This is a genomic window from Terrabacter sp. FW104-15G4B (assembly GCF_058790095.1).
Window position 1 is genome coordinate 42,540 of sequence record NZ_JBYTCI010000006.1, and the last position, 21,820, is coordinate 64,359.

At 71.3% G+C, this 21,820-nt stretch carries 17 protein-coding genes; 8 read left to right on the plus strand and 9 right to left on the minus strand.

Annotated elements, in window-relative coordinates; all coding sequences use genetic code 11:
• Positions 1 to 275 precede the first annotated feature (275 nt).
• Both AC3WRT_RS06990 and AC3WRT_RS06995 read left to right on the plus strand, forming a co-directional pair.
• Complete coding sequence (locus AC3WRT_RS06990; RefSeq protein ID WP_492720740.1) at positions 276 to 2,060, plus strand: peptidoglycan-binding protein; 1,785 nt, start codon at positions 276 to 278, stop codon at positions 2,058 to 2,060.
• 13 nt (positions 2,061 to 2,073) lie between these two features.
• Positions 2,074 to 3,027 (plus strand): phage tail tip lysozyme, encoded by a 954-nt coding sequence (locus tag AC3WRT_RS06995; RefSeq protein WP_492720741.1) that lies wholly within the window; start codon positions 2,074 to 2,076, stop codon positions 3,025 to 3,027.
• A gap of 56 nt (positions 3,028 to 3,083) precedes the next feature.
• Here the strand turns inward: AC3WRT_RS06995 and AC3WRT_RS07000 are convergent, their stop codons facing one another.
• Positions 3,084 to 3,491, minus strand: a complete 408-nt coding sequence (locus AC3WRT_RS07000) for a helix-turn-helix domain-containing protein (protein ID WP_492720742.1) — start codon at positions 3,489 to 3,491, stop codon at positions 3,084 to 3,086.
• Positions 3,492 to 3,768: 277 nt separating this feature from the next.
• Between AC3WRT_RS07000 and AC3WRT_RS07005 the strand changes: the two genes are divergently transcribed.
• Both AC3WRT_RS07005 and AC3WRT_RS07010 read left to right on the plus strand, forming a co-directional pair.
• Positions 3,769 to 4,818 (plus strand): ATP-binding cassette domain-containing protein, encoded by a 1,050-nt coding sequence (locus AC3WRT_RS07005; RefSeq protein ID WP_492720743.1) that lies wholly within the window; start codon positions 3,769 to 3,771, stop codon positions 4,816 to 4,818.
• Entirely contained in the window at positions 4,815 to 5,684 is an 870-nt protein-coding gene (locus AC3WRT_RS07010; RefSeq protein ID WP_492720744.1) for an ABC transporter permease, read from the plus strand. The genes AC3WRT_RS07005 and AC3WRT_RS07010 overlap by 4 nt, the downstream gene beginning before the upstream one ends.
• A 21-nt stretch (positions 5,685 to 5,705) precedes the next feature.
• On the opposite strand, the gene AC3WRT_RS07015 is transcribed toward AC3WRT_RS07010, so the two are convergent.
• Both AC3WRT_RS07015 and AC3WRT_RS07020 read right to left on the minus strand, forming a co-directional pair.
• The gene (locus AC3WRT_RS07015; protein ID WP_492720745.1) at positions 5,706 to 6,752 is read right to left on the minus strand and encodes a class I mannose-6-phosphate isomerase; all 1,047 of its coding nucleotides are present in this window, start codon (positions 6,750 to 6,752) and stop codon (positions 5,706 to 5,708) included.
• A 121-nt stretch (positions 6,753 to 6,873) separates the two neighbouring features.
• The gene (locus AC3WRT_RS07020) at positions 6,874 to 7,905 is read right to left on the minus strand and encodes a LacI family DNA-binding transcriptional regulator (protein WP_492720746.1); all 1,032 of its coding nucleotides are present in this window, start codon (positions 7,903 to 7,905) and stop codon (positions 6,874 to 6,876) included.
• 222 nt (positions 7,906 to 8,127) lie between these two features.
• On the opposite strand from AC3WRT_RS07020, the gene AC3WRT_RS07025 reads away from it, so the two are divergent.
• Complete coding sequence (locus AC3WRT_RS07025; protein WP_492720747.1) at positions 8,128 to 13,248, plus strand: GH92 family glycosyl hydrolase; 5,121 nt, start codon at positions 8,128 to 8,130, stop codon at positions 13,246 to 13,248.
• Positions 13,249 to 13,356: 108 nt separating this feature from the next.
• Here the strand turns inward: AC3WRT_RS07025 and AC3WRT_RS07030 are convergent, their stop codons facing one another.
• From AC3WRT_RS07030 to AC3WRT_RS07040, 3 genes are all read right to left on the minus strand, one after another.
• Positions 13,357 to 13,758, minus strand: coding sequence for a DUF3224 domain-containing protein (locus tag AC3WRT_RS07030; protein ID WP_492720748.1), 402 nt, complete (start codon positions 13,756 to 13,758; stop codon positions 13,357 to 13,359).
• 51 nt (positions 13,759 to 13,809) lie between these two features.
• Complete coding sequence (locus AC3WRT_RS07035) at positions 13,810 to 14,214, minus strand: DUF6855 family protein (RefSeq protein WP_492720749.1); 405 nt, start codon at positions 14,212 to 14,214, stop codon at positions 13,810 to 13,812.
• Positions 14,215 to 14,504: 290 nt separating this feature from the next.
• Positions 14,505 to 15,302, minus strand: coding sequence for a deoxyribonuclease IV (locus AC3WRT_RS07040; protein ID WP_492720750.1), 798 nt, complete (start codon positions 15,300 to 15,302; stop codon positions 14,505 to 14,507).
• Between the two features lie 80 nt (positions 15,303 to 15,382).
• On the opposite strand from AC3WRT_RS07040, the gene AC3WRT_RS07045 reads away from it, so the two are divergent.
• Entirely contained in the window at positions 15,383 to 16,903 is a 1,521-nt protein-coding gene (locus AC3WRT_RS07045) for an MFS transporter (RefSeq protein ID WP_492720751.1), read from the plus strand.
• Between the two features lie 80 nt (positions 16,904 to 16,983).
• Positions 16,984 to 17,508, plus strand: a complete 525-nt coding sequence (locus tag AC3WRT_RS07050; protein ID WP_492720752.1) for a DUF4395 domain-containing protein — start codon at positions 16,984 to 16,986, stop codon at positions 17,506 to 17,508.
• A gap of 18 nt (positions 17,509 to 17,526) precedes the next feature.
• Here AC3WRT_RS07050 and AC3WRT_RS07055 read toward each other — a convergent pair whose 3' ends face one another.
• Complete coding sequence (locus tag AC3WRT_RS07055) at positions 17,527 to 18,513, minus strand: LLM class F420-dependent oxidoreductase (RefSeq protein ID WP_492720753.1); 987 nt, start codon at positions 18,511 to 18,513, stop codon at positions 17,527 to 17,529.
• 132 nt (positions 18,514 to 18,645) lie between these two features.
• Positions 18,646 to 19,365: an MBL fold metallo-hydrolase gene (locus tag AC3WRT_RS07060; RefSeq protein WP_492720754.1), complete on the minus strand. Its 720-nt coding sequence runs from the start codon at positions 19,363 to 19,365 to the stop codon at positions 18,646 to 18,648.
• A 155-nt stretch (positions 19,366 to 19,520) separates the two neighbouring features.
• Between AC3WRT_RS07060 and AC3WRT_RS07065 the strand changes: the two genes are divergently transcribed.
• On the plus strand, positions 19,521 to 20,081 hold the full coding sequence (locus tag AC3WRT_RS07065) for a type 1 glutamine amidotransferase domain-containing protein (protein WP_492720755.1): 561 nt from the start codon (positions 19,521 to 19,523) through the stop codon (positions 20,079 to 20,081).
• A 99-nt stretch (positions 20,082 to 20,180) separates the two neighbouring features.
• Here the strand turns inward: AC3WRT_RS07065 and AC3WRT_RS07070 are convergent, their stop codons facing one another.
• Positions 20,181 to 21,809: an LLM class flavin-dependent oxidoreductase gene (locus tag AC3WRT_RS07070; RefSeq protein WP_492720756.1), complete on the minus strand. Its 1,629-nt coding sequence runs from the start codon at positions 21,807 to 21,809 to the stop codon at positions 20,181 to 20,183.
• Positions 21,810 to 21,820 lie beyond the last annotated feature (11 nt).

The window sequence follows — 21,820 nt, forward strand, 5'->3', positions numbered from 1 at the left end:
GCGACGTGACCGACGAGAGCGAAGGCGGGAGCGTCGAGGTCCCGCCTTCGCATCGTGCGGGAGGTATGCCGTCCCCGCAACTCGGACGACCGATGTCCGGCCCCGTTGTCCGGGTTGTCCGTGGGCTGCGCCTGCGCGGAGCGAGACGGTGTGGAGCACGGCCCGCATCGAGGCACCTGCACGGGGAGTGCTCCCCATGCACTCGGCGCGCGATCCGCACACCGCTCGGACAGTCTCGGCCTGTAGGGACAGGCACCTCACGAAAGGGACATCGCATGCGCAGGAACCGACTCACCCACGCCCTCGCCGCCGCAGCACTCGCGCTCGGAGGCCTCGGCGTCGCCACGGCGACCGTAACGGCCACGGCGCCCACGGCCCACGCCGACGAGTGCTACTCGTGGCCCCGCACGCTGAGCTCCGGCAGCTCCGGCTCGGACGTCACCCAGCTGCAGATCCGCGTCGCCGGCTGGGTCCCCCGCGGCCAGGTCATGGGCATGGACGGGTCCTTCGGGGCGCAGACGAAGACAGCCGTCACCAACTTCCAGAAGGCGTACGGCCTCACCGCCGACGGGATCGCCGGGCCCGCGACCTTCTCGAAGATCTACGCGCTGCAGGACCCGGACTGCTCGCCGGTGCACTTCACCTACGCCGAGGCGAGCTACAACTGCGGTCGAGGCTTCACCGGCACGGCGGCCAACAAGGAGAACATGAAGCGGGCGCTGTGGCGGGCGGAGGCGCTTCGCCACCAGCTCGGCGACCACCCGCTCAAGGTCACGTCCGGCTACCGCGACTCGACGTGCAACGCGTCCGTCGGCGGCGCGAGCAACAGCGTCCACCTCACCGGTGGCGCCCTGGACCTCGTGCCCGGTGACAGCTCGACCTCGATCTGCAGCATCGCCAAGCAGGCCCGCTACGCCGGCTTCGGCGGCATCTTCGGCCCGGGCTACCCGGCGCACGACGACCACGCGCACGTCGACATCCGCACGAGCATCGCCTGGGACGCCGACGCGTGCGCCGGCCCCCCCCCCCCCCCCGCGGCCGGGGCGCTCACGGTCGGCAAGGCCGGCCCCGCCAACGCCTCCGTCGCGCGCCCCACGATCGCGTCCTGCGCCACGTGGGGAGCCCAACCGACGACCGGCACGGTGAGCATGACCGGGCCACCGCAGAAGATCCTCGTCCACCACACAGCCTCGGCCAACACGACCGACTACTCCCAGGCCGCGGCATACTCCCTGGCCCGCAACATCCAGTCGTGGCATTTCGCCCGCGGCTGGATCGACTCGGGCCAGCAGTTCACGATCAGCCGCGGTGGCTACACGATGGAGGGCCGCCACCGCTCCATCGAGGGTCTCGGCTCGGGGTCGAGCACGGTCTTCCCGCTCGGCGCCCACTGCACGGGGCAGAACTCGACGTCGATCGGCATCGAGAACGAGGGCACCTACACGACCGCGCTGCCCACCGCGTCCCAGTGGAACGCCCTCGTCGCGCTCTGCGCGTACCTCTGCCAGACGTACGGCCTCGGCCCCGAGGACATCTACGGCCACCGAGACTTCCTCGACACCGACTGCCCGGGAAACGCCCTGTACGCCAAGCTCCCCCAGCTGCGCTCCGACGTGGCGGCCCGGCTCGGCACGAGCAACCCGGCGCCCGTGCCCACCCGCACGTGGCCGACGCTGCAGCAGGGCAACACCGGCTTCCGCGTCACGGCGGCGCAGTACCTCCTGCGCCACTCGGGACGAAGCCTCACGGTCGACGGGTCATTCGGCTCGGGGACGAGGTCCGTCGTCATCTCCTTCCAGCAGTCGAAGGGCCTGAGCGCCGACGGCGTCATCGGGCGCGCGACGTGGGAGTCGCCCCTGGCCGTCACGTGCAGCGAGGGCCAGACCTCCGACGCCGTTCGCGGTGTCCAGACCGCCCTCACCGGCCAGGGGTATGCCGTCGCGGCCGACGGCGTGTTCGGCTCGGGCACCGCCTCCGCAGTGAAGTCCTTCCAGACCGCCCACGCCCTCGACGCAGACGCGGTCGTGGGCCCCAACACGTGGAGCAAGCTGCTCGCGTAGACCGGAGGATCAGATGAAGACCAGCACCACCCGCAGGATCCTCGCCGGGATGCTCGCCGGCGTGGCCGTGGCGATCCTCGGGGTCGTCGCGGCGCCGAGCGCCCTCGCCGCCTCCAACGACGAGATCGCCTTCGACTACTTCGTGTCCAAGGGCCTGACCGAACGCCAGTCCGCCGGGATTCTCGGCAACCTCATCCAGGAGTCGGGCAGCCCGATCAACCCCTACGCCAACCAGGCCGGTGGCCCGGGCATGGGCATCGCCCAGTGGAGCGAGGGCGGGCGTTGGGACACCGACTCCCGCGACAACATGGTCTGGTACGCCGGGCTGAGCGGTCGCAGCCGCTACGGCCTCACCGCGCAGCTCGACTTCACGTGGTACGAGCTGACGACCTTCTCCGGCTTCGGCCTGGCGAGCCTGCGCTCGTCGACGACCGTCGACTCCGCCACGACCGTCTTCATGCAGAAGTTCGAGCGGTGCGGCACGTGCGCGACGACCCAGCGCATCGCATACGCCAACGACGTGCTGCGCAGGTACGGCTCGGGTGGCACCGGCGGAGGCACGACGGAGACGAGCCTGCCGGTGCTGCGCAACGGCAGCAACGGCTCAGCGGTGCGCACGCTTCAGTACATGCTGCGCGCGTCGGGGCGGAGCGTCGCGGCGGACGGCGCCTTCGGGTCGGCCACCGAGTCGGCGGTGCGCAGCTACCAGTCGGCCCACGGGCTGTCGGTCGACGGCGTCGTCGGCGACAACACGTGGTTCTCGATCCTGCCGGTGCTACGGGAGGGAAGCAGCGGTGAGGCCGTCAAGGGACTGCAGCGTGAGCTCGTCGACGCGGGCTACTCCCTGACCGTCGACGGGTCCTTCGGGCCGGCGACCTCCTCGGCCGTGCGGGCCTACCAGTCGAAGACGGGCCTGGTGGTCGACGGCGTCGTCGGCAACAACACGTGGGGCAGTCTCGTCGACTGACCCACATCGAAAGAGCAGTTCGTCCGCGCGCGGACGGACTGCTCTTTCGATGTGGGTCAGGCCGCGAGCAGCACCGACCCCGTCGTGTCGGAGAGGGTGCCGGTCGAGGGCGTCGCCTCGACCGGTGCCACGATGCTCGAGCCGACCCGTGAGGTGAGGTCGAGGACGCGCCCGGCAGGAGCGCCCTCGGAGGTGAGCTCGCGCAGGTCCCGGTGGGCCGCGCCGACAAGGCCGGTGATGCTGGAGCCGAGCGCGATGCAGACCGCCTCGAGGACCTCCGACGACGGCTCCTTGAGGCCGCGCTCGACCTCGGAGAGATAGGCGACCGAGATGCCGGCGCGCGCGGCGACCTCGGCGAGGGTGCGTCCCTGACGGGTGCGCAGCCCGCGCAGCAGCCGACCGTAGACCTCGCGCAGCAGGGGGGTGCGGACGCCGGGGTGCGCGTGCGGGGCGATCTGGGTCATGGCCGTCTCCGATCTCGGTGCGTCCGTCCAGCGTCGCACGGGAGCACGCCGCTCGCGCCGCACCAGGACACCGAGGGCGTACGCCGTGGGCGAACTCCGTGGTGCTGGTGCCCGCGCGCCCGGGGGTCGGGGAGAAAGATGTTGACGGCGTTCACTTCATCGATGACCCTTGTCGGTGGTGACGCCTAGGGTCGTCCCCACGCAGCAGTCCGGGCCTGCGGGGCGTCACCGCAGTGCACGCATCTCACGCACGCACCACCGACTGGGGAGTCAGCACATGACCATCACCACCGACGCGCTCGCCGCGCGCGACCGGTTCACCGGGCCGGCCATCGAGGCCGAGCACCTCGTCAAACGCTTCGGTGACATGACCGCCGTCGACGACGTCAGCTTCTCCGTGCCGCAGGGTACGGTCCTCGGTCTGCTGGGTCCCAACGGGGCCGGCAAGACCACGACCGTCCGCATGATGACGACGCTCAGCCCGCCGACGAGCGGCTCCGCCCGCGTGGCCGGGCACGACGTCAGGCGAGATCCCGAGAAGGTGCGCCGCAGCATGGGCCTCACCGGCCAGGCGGCAACCGTCGACGAGCTGCTCACCGGCCGCGAGAACCTCCGGCTCATGGGCTCGCTCTACGGCCTGCCCAAGGCACAGGTGCGCCGTCTCTCCGGCGAGCTGCTCGAGCGCTTCTCGCTCACCGACGCCGGCAACAAGGTCGTCAAGGACTACAGCGGCGGCATGCGCCGAAGGCTCGACCTCGCGGTCAGCCTCATCGCCACCCCGCCCGTGCTCTTCCTCGACGAGCCCACGACAGGTCTGGACCCGCGCAGCCGGGTGGAGCTCTGGGACGTGCTGCGCGGCCTGGTCCGCGACGGCACGACGCTGCTGCTCACGACGCAGTACCTCGAGGAGGCCGACCAGCTGGCCGACCGCATCGTCGTCATCGACCACGGGCGCATCATCGCCGACGGCACCCCGCTCGAGCTGAAGGACCAGTCGGGGCAGGCAGCCATCGTCCTCACCGTCTCGCACGCCGACCAGCTCGAGGCTGCGCGCGCCCTGCTGGCCTCGCACGTCGAGGACGTCCACGTCGACGTCCCCGCGCGTCGGCTCACCGCGCCGGCCGAGGGGCTGTCCGACATGACACGCGTGGCAGCCGTCTTCGAGCGCAGCGAGATCGTCCTCGACGACCTCGGGCTGCAGCGTCCGAGCCTCGACGACGTCTTCCTCAGCCTCACCGGCCACCGCGCCGAGTCGGGGGCTCCCGACTCGGCCGACTCTGCCGCGACCACCGACACCACCTCCGTCTCCGCCGAGGAGTCCCGATGACCGACAGGGCCACCACGACCGCCACCACCGTCACGGCCCCCGCGGCCGCGTCGGCCGGGCCGCGCGACTACGAGCCGCCCGGGCGCCTGCGCCAGATCACGACGATGGTGTGGCGCAACCTCAAGCACATCAAGCGCCAGCCTGAGGCGCTCACCGACGTCACCATCCAGCCGGTGATGTTCGTGCTGCTCTTCGCCTTCGTCTTCGGCGGCTCGATCCGGACCGACAGCGGCTCCTACCGCGAGTGGCTGCTGCCCGGGATCATGGCCCAGACCATGGCCTTCGCGTCGTTCATCGTGGCGATAGGCCTCAACATGGACCTCGGCAAGGGCATCATCGACCGCTTCCGTTCGCTGCCGATCGCCCGGTCGTCGGTGCTCGTCGGCCGCAGCATCTACAGCCTCATCCACTCAAGCATCGGCATCTTCGTCATGTCGGTCACCGGCCTCGCCATCGGCTGGCGCATCCGCGGCAGCATCGGCGAGGCCTTGCTCGCCTTCGGCCTGCTGCTCCTCTTCGGCTTCGCGATGATCTGGGTGGGCGTCCTCGTCGGCTCCTCGATGCGCTCTCCGGAGGCGGTCAACGGCCTGATGTTCACCACGATCTTCCCGGTGACGTTCCTGGCCAACACCTTCGCGCCGACCGAGGGCATGACGCCGTGGCTTCGCACCATCGCGGAGTGGAACCCCATCAGCTCGCTGGTGCAGTCCATGCGCGAGCTGTGGGGCAACGTGCCTCCCGCGCCGGCCGACGCCGCCCTGCCCCTGCAGCACCCCATCTTGACGACCATCATCTGGTCGGTGCTCATCACGGCCGCGGTCGCCCCGCTGGCCGTGCGCGCCTTCATCCGTCGCACGACCGACTGACCGGCTGACGGCCGCTCGAGCTCAGGCCGGCGGCATGCAGCGGACGACCGTGACGTCGCCCTCGAGGCGCACGTCTCCGGCGCCGTACGGGACGAGCAGCACGTCGCCCCGCGCCACCTCGGTGGTGCGGGGCGCGTCCGTCCCCGTCGACAGCGCGCCCGCGCCCGCCACGACGACGGTCACGGCGAAGGCCGCCCGGCCCGAGGCCGGCGACCCCTCGGTCGCACGGAGCACCTCGGCACGGAAGTACTCGGACGCCTCCTCCGGCAGGGCGTGCCCCGCACCCTCGACATCGGTCCACCGTCGGCGCAGGTGCGAGAGCGTCGCGGGGGTGAGGGGAGCGCGGTCGACACTCTCGAGCGCCACGGGGACCGACAGCCCGAGGAAGGCGTGCGCCTCCTCGAGCCCGAAACGTCGGTGCTCGAGCATGACCGACAGGTCGGTCGGCTCCTGCAGCTCGAGGACGAGCACGCCCTCGCCGATCGCGTGCGGCTGGCCACCCGGCACCAGGACGGTGTCGCCCGCGCGGACCTCGAGACGGTTGAGCGCCGCGAGCAGCCGGTCGTCCTGGGCGTCCACGAACGCGGCGAGGTCGTCGGCGGAGAGTCCGTCGCGGAAGCCGAGCCACACGCAGGCGCCCGGCTCGGCGTCGAGCACGATCCACGCCTCCGTCTTGCCGTGGTCGCAGTCGAGGTGCCGGGCCGCGAAGGCGCGGGTCGGGTGCGAGTGCACGGGCAGCCGCTCACCGCTGTCGAGGAGCTTGGTCAGCAGGCCCGGCACGGCGCCGTGGGCGGCGACGTGGTCGGGGCCGAGCCAGTGCTCGGGGTCCGCGGCCAGGGCGCCGGGCAGCGGCGTCCCGTCCGCAAGCATCGTGACGCCCTCGCCACCCTCGGCGAAGAGCCGTGTCGTCGACGCCAGCCAGTCCTCCGGCCGATAGCCGTCGAAGTCGTCCGGGACCTCGAGCCCGCGGAAGCCGAGGATGCGCTCGCCGCCGCGGTAGAAGCGGCGGGGGGTGTTGAGCTGGAGGGGAGTCGGCTGGGAGGCCAGCTGCGTGGTCGGTGCGGACACGGTGGGGTTGCTCCTCGGGTGGGTGGTGGTCGGAGGGGACGCCTAGTCGGACCTGGCGTGGGACTCGAGTGGGACGCCTGGTGGGACCTCGAGTGGGACCTCGAGCCGGACGTCGGGCGGCTCATCGCAGCGTCAACCCTCGTCGCACGCCGGACGCCCTGACGATGAGGCGGGTCGGCATGACGACCGTCTGCGGCGGTGACTCGTCCCCGAGCAAGCGGGCGAAGAGCTGCTGCGCCGCCTTCTGGCCCAAGGCGGCGGGGTCCTGGTGGACGACCGTCACGGGCGGCTCGATGAGGTCTGCGAGCTCGAAGTCGTCGTAGCCGACGAGCGAGAGCGGCAGGCGCAGCTCGCGCAGCGCGCGCAGCACGGCGAGCGTGATCCGGTTGTTGCCGCTGATGACAGCGGTCGTCGGCTCGGGCGGCTCGGTCCACCGGGTCAGGGCGTCGCGCGCCGACGCCGGCGTGTGAGGGCCCATGGCCACCCGAGGCGGGCCGGGCAACCCGAGGGACTGGTGGGTCGCCACGAAGGCCTCGCGGCGCTGGCGCGCGGTCCAGAAGGCGGGGTCGTCGCCGAAGAAGGCGATGCTCCGGTGCCCGTGGGCCACGAGGTGCTCGACGGCGCTGCGGATGCCGCCGTGGTTGTCGCTGAGGACGGTGTCGCGGGGAGTGCCGCGCACCGGACGGTCCATGAAGACGATCGGGGTCCCGCTCGCCACGATGGCCGGGTCGGACGACGCACCCTCGTCGGCCGGCACGACGACGATCCCGTCGACGCGCCGGTTGATCAAGGCCTCGATGACGGCGCGCTCACGGGTCGGCGAGCCCTCCGCGGAGGCGGTGATGAGCTGGTGCTGGCGGATCCGCGCCTCGCGCTCCACCGCTGCCCCCACCTGGGAGTAGAACGGGTTGGCGAGGTCCTCGACGACGAGCGCGATGGTGAAGGTGCGCCCCTGCCGCATCAGCCGGGCGCCGTCGTGGCGCCGGAAGCCGAGCCGCTCGATGACCGCGCGGACGCGCTCGGCCGTGTCGGGGCGGACCCCGGCCTCGTGGTTGACCACCCGCGAGACGGTCTTGACCGAGACGTGGGCCTCGGCCGCGACGTCGGCCATCGTCGGTCGGATGGCTGTCCGGTGGTCAGACAACGCTGTCATGCCCGCAGTCTGACGAGCGAGCGCTCGAACCGCAACGCGGGATCCCCCCGGCGCCACCCGCGACGTCCCTTCTGTCCGATTCGATGTCCTGACCGGACAAGATCGGTTCGGGCTGTTGACACCTTTTGTCCGAGGGCGCGAGTCTCGGCCGGTCGCAGGCGGCTCAAGGGCCGTCGACGTCCCCCACATCGAGCACGGCTCAACGACGAGCACGGAGGAACCATGTCCCTCAGATCCGGGATCCACAGAGGCGTCATCGCCCTGGCACTCCTGGCGACGTCGACCGCAGGTGCGGTCGCCGGACCCGCCCACGCGGACACCCTCGGCGCCGCCGCCGCGGCGCCGCTCACGGCACCCACCGCAGACGCGGGAGCGGGTGACTTCTCGACGTCCTTCGAGCCGGGCCAGCCGCAGCCGCAGCTGTCGACCGTCGAGGTCGGTGACAGCGGCCCGCGGCAGCAGAACGTCTCCGGCACCGCGAGCAGCGACGGCAGCCTCCTCGGCTCGGTCGTCGGCGTCACGGCGAGCGCCGAGAACGCACCGGGGGAGGTCGCGGCGAACCTCGCCGACGCCAACCCCGACAGCAAGTGGCTCGCCTTCGCCTCGAGCGGCTGGGTGCGCTACCAGCTCGGCACCCCGGCCAAGGCGGTCCGCTACTCGCTGACGTCGGCCAACGACGCGCCGGACCGCGACCCGAAGGACTTCACGCTCCAGGGGTCCACGGACGGCACGACGTGGACCGACCTCGACCGCCGGACCGGCATCGACTTCTCCGGACGCTTCGCCAAGCGCACCTTCGACGTCACGACGCCGGCGACGTATGCGTACTACCGGCTGAACGTGACCGCGATCCACTCGGGCGGCACCGTCCAGCTCGCCGACTGGGACCTCTCCGACGGCAGCACGGGGTCCGGCCCGGCGACGCCGATGCGGACCGTCGTCGGCTCGGGGCCGATCTCGGGCTTCAACATCAAGCCGCTCGTCGGCTGGACCGGCGTCAAGGCGCTGCGCTACTCCGGCGGTCACACTGCCGACGGTCGCGGCTATGCCTGGAACCGGCTCTTCGACGTCGACCTCCCGGTCACCCCGACGACGCAGCTGAGCTACAAGATCTTCCCGGACATGATCGCCGGTGACCTCGAGTACCCGTCGACGTATGCCGCCCTCGACGTCCGCTTCACGGACGGCACGTACCTCTCCGACCTCGGCGCCGACGACCAGCACGGCGTGGCTGCGAGCCCGAGCGGCCAGGGCAAGGGCAAGATCCTCTACGCGAACCAGTGGAACGCGGTCTCGCTCGACGTCGGCAAGGTCGCCGCCGGCAAGACCATCGACCGCGTCCTCATCGGCTACGACAACGCCGCGGGCGCCACGAAGGACACCCGCTTCGGCGGCTGGGTCGACGACGTCCGGGTGCAGGCCTCACCCGCCGTCATCGACGGCGCGGACCTGACGAACTACGTGGACGTCCGCCGCGGCACCAACGCCTCGGGCAGCTTCTCGCGTGGCAACAACCTGCCGATCAGCGCGCTGCCCAACGGCTTCACGTTCTTCACCCCGGTGACGAACGCCAACTCGCAGTCGTGGGAGTACTACTACCAGGCGCAGAACAACGCAGCGAACCTGCCTGTGCTGCAAGGACTGGCGGTCTCGCACGAGCCGAGCCCCTGGATGGGCGACCGCAACCAGATGTCGGTCATGCCGTCGATCGCGACCGGAACCCCGACGGGCAGCGCATCGGGTCGGGGCCTCTCCTTCGACCACGCGACCGAGGTGGCCCACCCCGACTACTACAAGGTGGCCCTCGCCGGCGGCCTCACCGCCGAGACGGCCCCGGCCGACCACGGCGGCGTCTACCGCTTCACCTTCCCCGCCTCGGCGAGCAAGGGGAGCCTCGTGCTCGACACCATCGACGACAACGGCACCTTCACCGTCGACGCGGCCACCGGCACGATGACCGGCTGGGTCGACAACGGCAGCGGCCTGTCCGCCGGCCGCAGCCGGATGTTCGTCTACGGCACGTTCGACCGGGCCGCCACGGCGGTCGGCACCGCACCGAACGGTCACGCCGGCACCCGCTACGCGAGCTTCGACACGAGCACGAACAAGCAGGTCACGCTCAAGCTCTCGACGTCGTTCATCTCGCTCGACCAGGCGAAGAAGAGCCACGCCCTCGAGCTCGCCGCCCGCGACTTCGACGCCGTGCGCGCCGCTGCCAAGACGGACTGGAACGGCCGGCTCGGCGTCGTCAGTGTCAAGGGCGCCAACGACCCCGAGCGGACGACGCTCTACTCCAACCTCTACCGGCTCAACCTCTACCCCAACAGCCAGTTCGAGAACACCGGCACGGCTGCGGCTCCGCACTACCAGTACGCGAGCCCCGTTGCGGGGAAGAGCGGTTCGGCAACCGCGACGGCGACGAACGCCGCGGTCAAGGACGGCAAGATCTACGTCAACAACGGCTTCTGGGACACCTACCGCACGGCCTGGCCGGCCTACAGCCTGCTCTACCCGGAGGTGGCGGCCGAGATCGCCGACGGCTTCGTGCAGCAGTACCGCGACGGCGGCTGGGTCGCGCGGTGGAGCTCGCCGGGCTACGCCGACCTCATGACCGGCACCAGCTCCGACGTGGCGTTCGCCGACGCCTACGCCAAGGGTGTCAAGCTGCCCGACCCGCTCGCTGCATACGACGCGGCCGTGAAGAACGCCACGGTGCTGCCCACGTCGAGCGCCGTCGGACGCAAGGGCCTCGACACCTCCACCTTCCTCGGCTACACGAGCACCAACACCGGGGAGAGCGTGTCGTGGGGTCTCGAGGGACTCGTCAACGACTTCGGCATCGGGACCATGGCGGCCAAGCTCGCCAAGGACCCCGCCACGCCGCAGGCCCGCCGCGCCCAGCTCACCGAGGAGTCGAAGTACTTCCTCGAGCGCTCGACGCACTACGGCAACCTCTTCAACCCGAAGGTCGGCTTCTTCCAGGGCCGCGCCGCCGACGGCTCCTTCCCGTCGGACTTCGACCCGGAGGACTGGGGCGGGGACTACACCGAGACGAACGGCTGGAACTTCGCCTTCCACGCGCCGTTCGACGGCAACGGCCTCGCGAACCTCTACGGCGGCCGAGACGCGCTCGCGAAGAAGCTCGACACGTTCTTCGCGACGCCGGAGACGGCGACCAAGCCCGGCGGCTACGGCGGTGTCATCCACGAGATGGTCGAGGCGCGAGACGTCCGCATGGGACAGCTCGGCCAGAGCAACCAGGTCAGCCACCACATCGCGTACATGTACGACTGGACCGGCCAGCAGTGGAAGACGGCCGAGAAGGTCCGCGAGATTATGCGTCGCCTCTACGTCGGTGGCGAGATCGGCCAGGGCTACCCCGGCGACGAGGACAACGGCGAGATGTCGGCGTGGTACGTCCTGAGCTCGCTCGGCATCTACCCGCTGCAGGTCGGCTCGGCCAACTGGGCGATCGGCTCACCGAAGTTCGAGCAGGTGCGGGTCAAGCGCACGCAGGGCGACCTCGTCGTCAACGCGCCGGGCAACTCCGAGGACTCGATCTACGTCCAGGGCGTCACGATCGACGGCAAGAAGCACAAGAGCGTGTCGATCAGCCAGGACGAGCTCACGGGCCCGACCACGGTCGACTTCGCGATGGGTGCCAAGCCGTCGGACTTCGGCTCCCGCGCCCAGGACGCCCCGCCGTCGCTGACGCAGGGCACCGAGGCCCCGAAGCCGCTCAAGGACGCGACCGGGCCCGGCCGCGGCACCGCGACGGCGACCGACCTCGCGTCGGGCGACGACGCCAAGGCGCTCTTCGACAACACGTCGCGGACGTCGGTGGCCTTCACCTCGGCGACGCCGTCCGTGACCTTCGCCCTCTCGGGCGTCGGCCAGCGAGCCACCTGGTACACCGTCACCTCGGGACCGAAGGCCGGCGACCCGTCGGCGTGGCGCCTCGAGGGCAGCAAGGACGACGGCAAGACCTGGCAGACGCTCGACGCGCGTACGGGGCAGGTCTTCCCGTGGCGGGTGCAGACGCGTCCGTTCGAGATCGCGCACGCCGGCACGTTCACGGCGTACCGACTCGTGGTCACGGCCACGGCCGGGGGCGCGGCTGCGAACCTTGCCGAGCTCGAGCTGTTGACCGACGGCTCCAAGGCGCAGAACACCGGCATCAAGGTGTCGGCGGCCCAGCCGTTCGAGGTCGCCGAGGACACCGCCTGGTCGGGCACGGTCGCGACCTTCTCCGGTGGCGTCGGCCAGGGCCAGGACCCGTCGGCCACGGCCACGGCGACCATCGCGTGGGGTGACGGCACCACCTCGGCCGGCACCATCGAGGCCGGCGACCTCGGCTCGTACACCGTCCGCGGCACCCACACGTGGGGCAAGCCGGGGCCGTACCAGCCCAAGGTCACCGTCACGACGGCGAACGACGGCGGCTCCGCGCTCGGGGAGGCCACCGTCCACCAGGCGTCCAAGCCGGCGTATGCCGCAGGGTTCGACTCGGTCTGCTTCGGCAACGTCGGCGACTCTGTCCCGTGCGACGGCGACCGCGCGGGCCTGTCCCGCGAGGCGCTCGTCGCCGCCGGCGGCGTTCCGGGCAAGCTGCTGACGGTGCCCGGGACGGACCTGCGGTTCTCGATGCCGGGCATCCCGGTCGGTGAGAAGGACAACGCCACCGGTGCGGGCCAGACCCTCGCGGTGACCCTCGCCCCGGGGGCAACGAAGCTGTCGCTCATCGGGACGGCGACGCAGAAGAACCAGGACACCACGGCCACCGTGAACTTCACCGACGGCTCGAGCACGAGCTACAAGGTGCAGTACGGCGACTGGTGCGGCTCACCGCAGTTCGGCAACGTCGTCGCCATCCAGATGGCCTACCGCCTCAACGGCACGGGCACCGACGGATGCCAGGTGAAGCTCTTCGCGACGGCGCCACTGACGGTGCCGGCCGGCAAGACGGTCGAGTCGGTGACCCTCCCGACGCAGACCGGTGACCCGGCCTCGGCCGGCCGGATCCACGTCTTCGCGGTGGCCGACAACGGTTCGGCCCTGCAGGTCGCCGCAGCGGATGACGTCACCGCGGCTTCTGGTGCGGACACCGACGTCACCCTCGGCACCGCCTCGGGCGGCGTCCCCGCGGACTCCGGCTACACGGCCCGCGTCGAGTGGGGCGACGGCTCCGTGACGGAGGATGCGACCGTGACGGTCGGAGCCGACGGCACGGCCACCGTCAAGGGCGGCCACGCCTGGACTACCGCCGGCACGTATGCCGTTCGCGTCCTCGTGTCGGACTCGCGGTCCGACGTGGCGGGCTCGCTCACGGTGACCGTCCGGTAGCCCGGAACGTGGTGCGAGGGACACGCCCCCTCGCACCCCCAACCGTCGAAGGGCCACGAACCGGGCCCTTGCGGCCGCAAGGCCCCGGTTCGTGGCCCTTCGACGGTGTCAGCCCAGGTTGTGGTCGAAGTCCATGCGGTGGGTGCCGTCGGCGTCGACGCGCAGCTGCACGGTCCCCTCGATGCCGGCCAGCTCGTCGGTGCCGCTACCCGGCACGATGAGGCCGTATTCGTTCGACCGGTCCGCGCCGCTCGTCGACGCCGCGTGCACGAAGTTGAACGAGCCCCGACGGCCGGCGACGACGCCCTCGAACGACTCCAGGGCGACGTACGTGCCGACGCCCGAGGTCTGGTCGAACGCCGACGTGAACTGCGTGACGCTGCGACCCTCTACCTCGCCGGCATACGCCTTGCGCATGCGAAGGTGGCCGGTCGGCAGCGCCGTCACCACGTCGGGGGCGTAGTCGGTGACCTCGAAGTCGGACGTCGTGAAGGTGGAGGTGCTCAGCATGCGCCGACGCTACCGAGACAGGAGCCGCCGGGCCACAGGATCCGGCACGCGTCAGAGGGCACGCATGCGGTTGTTGCGCGGCTGGTGCTCCACCTCGGCGAGGCCCAGCTCCTCGAGCAGGGGCGGCAGGTACATCCCGACCCGGCCCCGATAGCCCTTGCGCAGGCCGTACCACCCGCCGAGCGGGTTGGAACCGGACCGCGCCCATGCCTCGACGGTGCCTTCCTTGGCCGGCTTCTGCTCGTCGGCGGCTCCCAGCGGCACCCAGTCACCCTGCTCGCCCAGCCAGGCGTGGAGATCGTCCAGGACGCGGGCGTCGTAGGTCAGGCGCGTGGACCCGACCTGGCAGACGAGCTGCGCCGGCGCGGCGCTGTCGTCGCGGTGCATGGTGTACTCCGACGTGCCCGGTGGGGTGCGCAGCAGCCACGGGTCCTCGGGCCTGCCCGTCCCGGTCACGGTGGTCCTCCCTCGTCGGCGCTCTCCCGACCCTTTGTACTCCGGCCTCGTCAGCACGGCGTCAAGTTGGCATCAGGATGTCGCTCCTCGCTGACCGGATGGCCGACGGACCAGCGCCGCGGCCCGCCACCGAGGAGGGGACGGCGGGACGCGACGCCGGGGTGCGGGCGCGACGGACCGGCTTCGTCGACGGCCCGAACGCGATACCTGAGTAACGTAGGCGCCTGCGGTGGCCCGTTGGGCAAAGGGACCGTAAAGACATCCTGGGAGTGCGCTGGGAGCGGGAGGGGTCAGTCGGCCTGCGACCGCAGCCAGGCGATGTCCGCCGTCTGCCCCTCGAGACCGCCGGGTGTCTCGCACACGACTGGAGCGCCGGCCGCCCGGATGACCCCGGCGAGCGCCTCGCCCGCGATGTGCCCCGACCCGAAGTTGGTGTGCCGGTCGGCGCCGGAGTCGAACTCGTCGCGGGAGTCGTTGGCGTGCACGAGGTCGATGCGCCCGGTGATGGCGCGCACCTCGTCGACGACGGTGCCGAGGTCGTTGCCGCCGGCGTGCGCGTGGCAGGTGTCGAGGCAGAAGCCGACGTGCTCGCTGCCCGACGCCTGGCCGATCGCGTCCCACAGGCGGGCGATCGCCTCGAGACGGCGGGCCATGGCGTTGTCACCGCCGGCTGTGTTCTCGATGAGCAGTGGCACCGGCAGGTCGAGCCCGTCGATGCACTTGCGCCAGTTGTCGAAGCCCTTCGCGGCGTCCTCGTCGGCGCCGAGGTGGCCGCCGTGGACGATGACGCCCTTGGCGCCGATCTCGGCCGCTGCGGTGAGGTGCTGCTGGAGCAGCTTGCGCCCGGGGATCCGGATGCGGTTGTTGAGGCTGGCGACGTTGATCGGGTAGGGCGCGTGGACGTAGAGGTCGATGCCCGCCGCGGCGGCGTCCGCCTCGAGCGCCTCCGCACCACCGGCATACCGGATCACGGGTCCCTTGTAGCTCTGCGGGTCGCCGAGGAAGAGCTGCGAGAGCGACGCCCCACGTGCCTTCGCCTCGGCGATCGGGTCCTCCTGGTCGACGTGCGCGCCGATGTGTAGAGCCATGGCGCCAGCGTATGCCGCCCGGCCCACAGCGATTTCGCGCCACCGTGTCGAGGTGGCGTGGCCTCGTTCGACGAAGGGGCATGACGACGACAACCGCGACCCAGACCATCACCGGCCCGTCGACGCGCAACCCCTGGCTCGCGCTCGGCGTCCTCGCCCTCACGGCGCTACTGCTGTCCCTCGACGTCAGCGTCCTCTACCTCGCGCTGCCCGAGCTGTCCGCCGACCTCGGTGCGAGCACGACGCAGCAGCTGTGGATGCTCGACATCTACTCGTTCGTCCTCGCCGGCTTCCTCGTGACGATGGGCGCGGTCGGGGACCGCATCGGCCGGAAGCGCCTGCTGCTCATCGGTGCCGTCGCCTTCGGCATCGCGAGCGCCGCCGCGGCCTACTCGTCGAGCCCCGGCCAGCTGATCTTCTGGCGCGCTGTGCTCGGCATCGCCGGCGCCACGCTCATGCCGTCGACGATGGGCCTGATCCGCACGATCTTTGCCGACGAGAAGTCGATGATGAGCGCGATCGGCGTCTGGTACTCGTGCTTCATGGGCGGCATGGCCGTCGGGCCGCTCGTCGGCGGCATCCTGCTCCAGCACTTCTGGTGGGGCTCGGCGTTCCTGCTCGGAGTGCCCTTCATGGTGCTGCTCGTCGTCGTCGGCCACCGGGTGCTCCCGGAGTCCGACCGCCGGGCCGGTGCGCCGGTCGACCTCGCCAGCTCGGTGCTCTCCCTCGCCGCGATCCTGCCCGTCATCTACGGCTTCAAGGAGATCGCCCGCGGCGGCAGCACGACGACCGCTGCGCTCACCATGTCCGTCGGGTGCGCGCTCGGCCTCGTCTTCGTCCGTCGACAGCGTCGCATCGCCAACCCGCTCGTGGACCTCGCGCTCTTCCGCAGCCGGGCCTTCTCGACGGCGCTCGCGGTCATGCTCGTCGGCGGTGTCGTCATGGCGGGCGTGTCGTTCCTGATCTCCCAGTGGCTCCAGCTCGTGGCCGGCCTCGATCCGCTGGGCGCGGGCCTGTGGATGCTTCCGGCCAACGTCGCCCTGCTCGTCGGCTCCGCCTCGTCGGCTCGGATCGCCCAGCGACTCGGCACGGCCCGCACCATGGCAACCGGCCTGCTCCTCTGCGCCGCGGGCCTCGCGCTCTACACGCAGGTCGGTCCGGCCCAGGGGCTCGGTCTGCTCGTCCTCGGGATGTGCCTGACGTCGTTCGGCATCATGCTGCCGTCGACGCTGACGATGGGCGTCATGATGCAGTCCGCGCCACCGGAGCGCGCCGGCTCCGTCGCCTCGCTGTCCGAGACCTCCGGTGAGTTCGGGATCGCCGTCGGCATCGCCGGCCTCGGGTCGCTCGCGACGTTCGTCTACCGCGACCAGCTGGGGTCGTATGCCGCCGCGCACACCTCCGATGCCACGACCGCCGCGCTCGACTCGCTCACCGGCGCCATCCGGACTGCGAGCGCGCTGCCACAGTCAGCCGCCCACGAGCTCGTCACGGCTGCACAGGGCGCCTTCACCATGAGCCTTGCCGTCGTAGCCGGCGTCGGTGCCGCGCTGTTCGTTGGCTGTGCAGTCATCGCCCTGCGCGTCCTGCGCTCGCGCTGACGGCCCCCAGCGGCGGGAGGATGTTCCGGATGCTGACCTGCGATTGCATAACCACGACTTATGCAGGCCATAATGGGTGGATGAGCGCCTCTCGCTTCCCCGCCGTCGTCGACGACGTGACGGTCCGGCTCATCGCGGCCGTCGTGCTCGTCATCGGAGTGGTCGCCCTGGCGACGTCGCAGTGGTGGCTGTATGCCGTCCTCGCCGTCGACTTCTCCCTGCGGGCAGCGTTCGGCCCCTCGGCCAGCCCGATCGCCCGGCTCGTGCAGCGGTGGATCCGACCCTCCGTCTCCGCGGCACGTCGACCCACGGCCGGCCCGCCCAAGCGGTTCGCGGCGACCATCGGCGCCGTCATGACGGTCGCCGCGACCGCGCTCTGGGTGGTCAGCCTCGTGACGGGCTCGACCGGTGCGGTCGCGGGCGTCGTCGTCATCGGCGCCGTCATGGTGCTCTTCCCGGCGCTCGAGTCGATCTTCGGCATCTGCGTCGGCTGCATCATCTTCTCCGGCCTCATGCGACTCGGCGTCATCCCCGAGGAGGTCTGCCTCGACTGCGCCGACATCACCCGTCGGCGCAGCGCCCAGAGCGCCCACGGCGTCGGCTGACGCCGCGCCCGACCGGGCTCAGCCCGCGGCGGCGCGCAGCTTCTCGAGCAGCGGCTCGGCCGCCTCGTCGAAGAAGCGCTCCTGGGCGTCGCCGCCGATCTGCACGAGGGCGATGTCGGTGAAGCCGGCCTCCCAGTAGGCACGCACGGCCTCCACCACCTTGTCGAGGTCCGGGCCGCAGGGGATGGACTCGGCAACGTCCTCGGGACGGACGAACTGCGTGGCACCCGCGAACCCGGCGGGCGTGGGCAGGTCCGAGTTGACCGACCAGCCGCCGCCGAACCAGCGGAACTGCTCGTGGGCCCGCGCGACCGCCGCCGCCTCGTCGGTGTCCCAGCTGATCGGGATCTGCCCGATGGCCCGTGCTCCCGAGCCGATGCGCTCGGCGCCCTCGGTGCGGTTCCAGGTCTCGATGAGGTCGGGCTTGGGCTCGACGGAGATCATGTGGTCGGCCAGCGGGGCGAGGCGCTCGATCGAGGCGTCGCCGCTCACGGCCACGGCGACCGGCACGAGGATGTCGGGCACGTCCCAGACCCGGGCGGAGTCCACGTCGAAGTAGTCGCCGTGGTGGGTCACCAGCTCGCCCGAGTGCAGCTTGCGGATGATCTCGATGGCCTCGACGAGCATCTCCTGACGTGTCACGACGCCGGGCCAGCCCTCACCGACGACGTGCTCGTTGAGGCTCTCGCCGCTGCCCAGCCCGAGGGTGAAGCGGCCGTCGGAGAGCAGCTGCAGCGTCGCGGCCTTCTGCGCCACGACTGCAGGGTGGTAGCGCATCGTCGGACACGTCACGTAGGTCATGAGCTCGACGCGCTCGGTGGCCTGAGCCACGGCTCCCAGCACCGACCACGCATACGGGGCATGGCCCTGCTCGGTGAGCCACGGTGAGAAGTGGTCGCTCGACACCTCGAAGTCGAAGCCGACCTGCTCGGCGCGAGCGGCCCAGCGCACGAGGTCCTTGGGACCGCTCTGCTCGGTCATCAGGGTGTATCCGAAGTTCGTCACGCGTCCGTCGTACCCGATCCACCGCCACCGTCACGACCGCGTGTCGAGTGTTGCGCCACCCGTGGGGAGCCGCGCGAGCACACCGGCGTACAAGGTGTGTCCACAGTTGTGGACAGGACTGTGGATCTGGGGTCAGTCCGGCCGGTGCCGGCTGAGGAACCCGCGGATCGCCTCGCGCGGGCGGTCGCGCAGCTCGGCGCCGTGCGTGAAGGCCGCGACGTCGTAGTCCAGCTCACCGAGCAGGTGTGCCGTCTGCTGCGTCATCCGGAAATCCGTGCAGAACGACCTGATCGGCCAGCGCAGGCCCCGGACGTTGAAGATGGCGTCGCCGGTGATGAGCGTGCGCGAGGTCTCGTGCAGCAGCGAGACGTGCCCGGGGGAGTGGCCGGGCGTGTGGACGACCCGCAGTCCCCCGGCGATCGGCAGCACCTCGCCGTCGACCATCTCGTGCTCGACGGTGACCGGCTCGAAGTCCTTCCCCGGCCGCGAGAGGCGGTCGAAGAGCCGGCCCAGCAGGAAGCTGCGGTCGCGCGGCGGCGAGGAGCCCTTGCTGGCGTATGCCGCGTCGTCGCGGTGGACGGTGAAGGCGCGGCCCGTCTCGCGGGCCACGTGCGCCGCGCCACCAGCATGGTCGGGGTGGGCGTGGGTCAACAGCAGCCGCGTGACGTCCGAGGGTGCCGAGCCGATGGCGCCGAGAGCCGCGATGACCTTGGGCCCCGAGCTCTTCAGGCCCATGTCGACCAGGGTCACCTGGCCGTCGTCGTCGCGAAGGATGAAGCCGTTCACGAAGTCGCGCACGAGCGGGATGCGCCAGACGCCGGGGACGAGCGGAACGACGAGGTCCTTGGCCATGGGCCGACCCTAACGGCCTGCCCCGGGCCGTGCCCGGTGATGCCCGGTGATGCCCGGTGATGCCCGAGTCCTCGGTGGGTAGGAGCCGACAGTGGCGCGAAACGCCACCCCAGACACCCGAACGCCCCGACCCGGGGCGACCAGAGGAGGACGACGTGGCCAAGCGAGTCGCATTTCTCGTTGCGAACGAGGGCATCGAGCAGGTCGAGCTGACCGAGCCCTGGAAGGCCGTCACCGACGCCGGGCACGAGGCCGTCCTCGTCGCTCCCGAGAGCGGCGAGGTCCAGATGTTCAACCACCTCGACAAGGGCGACACCAAGAAGGTCGACGTCACGGTCGCCGACGCCAAGGTCGACGACTTCGACGCCCTCGTCCTGCCGGGCGGTGTCGCCAATCCCGACAACCTGCGCATGCACGAGGACGCCGTGGCGTTCGCCCGCGAGGCCTTCGCCTCCGGCCACCCGGTGGCAGCCATCTGCCACGCGCCGTGGACGCTCGTCGAGGCGGGCGTGCTCGAGGGCCGCCGCCTCACGTCCTGGCCGAGCCTGCAGACCGACATCCGCAACGCCGGTGGAGAGTGGGTCGACGAGTCCCTCGTCGTCGACGGCAACCTCATCACGAGCCGCAAACCCGACGACCTGCCCGACTTCTGCGGCGCCGTCGTCGAGGCCCTCGAGCACGGCTCCGCCTCGAAGACCTCGGGCACGCAGGGCTGACCAGCCCCCAGCGCGCCGCGCCGGCGGCCCCTGATCGCCACCCCTCCCGGACCCCTGCCGGGAGGGGTGGCCCCTGTCCGGGACCAAAGGCTTTGTCGCTCAGCCGAAACCGTGGCGTGCCAGCGGGTGCAGGAGCTCTCGCTCCTCGTAGGCGAGGTGGGACAGGAGCGTGTCGGTGAGCAGATCCAGGGTTCGCTGGACCTCGTCGAGCGCAGCGGACCCCGTGCGGCCGTAGGCGTCGGTCCCGACGAGCCCCACCAGCGCCTCGTCCAGCTGGTCGAGCACGTCGGCGATGACGTGGTGCTCCTGCTCCAGGCGGTCGATCACCGGTGCGAGCTCGGGCGCCGCGCCACGCAGGTGCACGAAGATGCTCCGGTCCTCCAGGGTGTGGTGACCGGTGACGAGGCGGCAGTACGTCTCGCAGTAGGCGCCGAGCGTCCAGTTGTTCTGTCGGATCGCCATCGTGTTGATCACGGAGCGGGCGGCGCCGACGCCCATGGACCCGCGCCTCACCTGACCGACGATGTCGCGCAGCTGCGCCAGCTCGCCGCGCAGATGGTCGTGCACGTCGACCAGGTGCTGCGGCACTGCCTGCTGCGCCGGGGAGTATGCCGCGTCGTCGGGTTCGGCGGCCACGGGACGGTCGTCCTCCCGCCACGGCATCGCGGCGCTCAGACGGGTGCCGTCGTCGGGTGTCGGACGCACCTCGAGCGGACGGCGGCCCGAGGCTCCTGCTGCCTCGATGGGCCGCGAGCCCGAGGCCGGCTCCTCGCCGGCGGGCCCCTCCTTCTCGATCGCCCGGTCGACGGCCGAGGGGGTCGCGGCGCGCCCCGAGCGCTCGCGCTCCACGAGGTCGCGGACCGCGGGTGCCACCTCGACGGCATACCGGCGGAGCGCGTCCGGGTCGTCGGTGCCCAGGATGAACGTGCTCATCCCCTCGCTGAGCGCCAGCCCGGCGAGCTGCTCGGCCCAGTCGTCGGCGGTCCCGCGCAGGAAGTCGCGGCCGGTGCCGAAGGAGCCGAAGACGTTGTACATCCGACGGATCGCCTGAGGGCCACGGCCGGCGCGCTCGGCGGCCTCGTCAATGACGGCGTTCAGGCCACCCAGAGCCCCCGGCTCGGCGTACCCCATGCTCGGCAGCCAGCCGTCGGCGAGCCGGGCCGTGACCCGGAGCATGCGCGGCTTGTACGCGCCCAGCCAGATCTCGACGGGGTGCACCGGGAACGGACCGGCGTGCAGGCCCGCCACCGAGTAGTGCTCACCGTCGACGGTCACCGACCGGGCGCCGGGGCGATCGCGGTCCTGGCCCCAGACGCCCCGGATGACGTGAACGGCCCCGACGAGGGCGTCGACGGCTTCCTTGGGGCTGCGGCGCTCGCCACCCGCGGCGACGATCGCGTCCCAGAAGGCGCCGGTGCCCAGGCCCAGCTCGGCACGACCGCCGCTGAGGACGTCGAGCGTCGCCACCTGCTTGGCGAGGCTCACGGGCGGGCGCAACGGGAGGTTGGCGACGTTGGCGGCGACCCGGATGGCGTTGGTGCGCGTGGCCACTGCCGTCAGCAGGGCCATGGTGTCGACGTGCTTGGCGTTGTACGGGTGGTCCTGGACCGTGAAGAGGTCGAGGCCGAGGACGTCGGCCAGCTGCGCCAGCTCCAGCGTCTCGTGCACCCGCGATGCTTCGGGGCTCGCGAAAACCCCGAACTGCAGCTCGTGCCCGTAGTCGGTCACGTTGGCCTCCC

Excerpts from the sequence above, each read along its gene's own strand:
- AC3WRT_RS06990 (WP_492720740.1), top strand. The coding sequence starts at position 276 with ATGCGCAGGAACCGACTCACCCACGCCCTCGCCGCCGCAGCACTCGCG.
- AC3WRT_RS06995 (WP_492720741.1), top strand. The coding sequence starts at position 2,074 with ATGAAGACCAGCACCACCCGCAGGATCCTCGCCGGGATGCTCGCCGGC.
- AC3WRT_RS07000 (WP_492720742.1), bottom strand. The coding sequence starts at position 3,491 with ATGACCCAGATCGCCCCGCACGCGCACCCCGGCGTCCGCACCCCCCTG.
- AC3WRT_RS07005 (WP_492720743.1), top strand. The coding sequence starts at position 3,769 with ATGACCATCACCACCGACGCGCTCGCCGCGCGCGACCGGTTCACCGGG.
- AC3WRT_RS07010 (WP_492720744.1), top strand. The coding sequence starts at position 4,815 with ATGACCGACAGGGCCACCACGACCGCCACCACCGTCACGGCCCCCGCG.
- AC3WRT_RS07020 (WP_492720746.1), bottom strand. The coding sequence starts at position 7,905 with ATGACAGCGTTGTCTGACCACCGGACAGCCATCCGACCGACGATGGCC.
- AC3WRT_RS07025 (WP_492720747.1), top strand. The coding sequence starts at position 8,128 with ATGTCCCTCAGATCCGGGATCCACAGAGGCGTCATCGCCCTGGCACTC.
- AC3WRT_RS07030 (WP_492720748.1), bottom strand. The coding sequence starts at position 13,758 with ATGCTGAGCACCTCCACCTTCACGACGTCCGACTTCGAGGTCACCGAC.
- AC3WRT_RS07040 (WP_492720750.1), bottom strand. The coding sequence starts at position 15,302 with ATGGCTCTACACATCGGCGCGCACGTCGACCAGGAGGACCCGATCGCC.
- AC3WRT_RS07045 (WP_492720751.1), top strand. The coding sequence starts at position 15,383 with ATGACGACGACAACCGCGACCCAGACCATCACCGGCCCGTCGACGCGC.
- AC3WRT_RS07050 (WP_492720752.1), top strand. The coding sequence starts at position 16,984 with ATGAGCGCCTCTCGCTTCCCCGCCGTCGTCGACGACGTGACGGTCCGG.
- AC3WRT_RS07060 (WP_492720754.1), bottom strand. The coding sequence starts at position 19,365 with ATGGCCAAGGACCTCGTCGTTCCGCTCGTCCCCGGCGTCTGGCGCATC.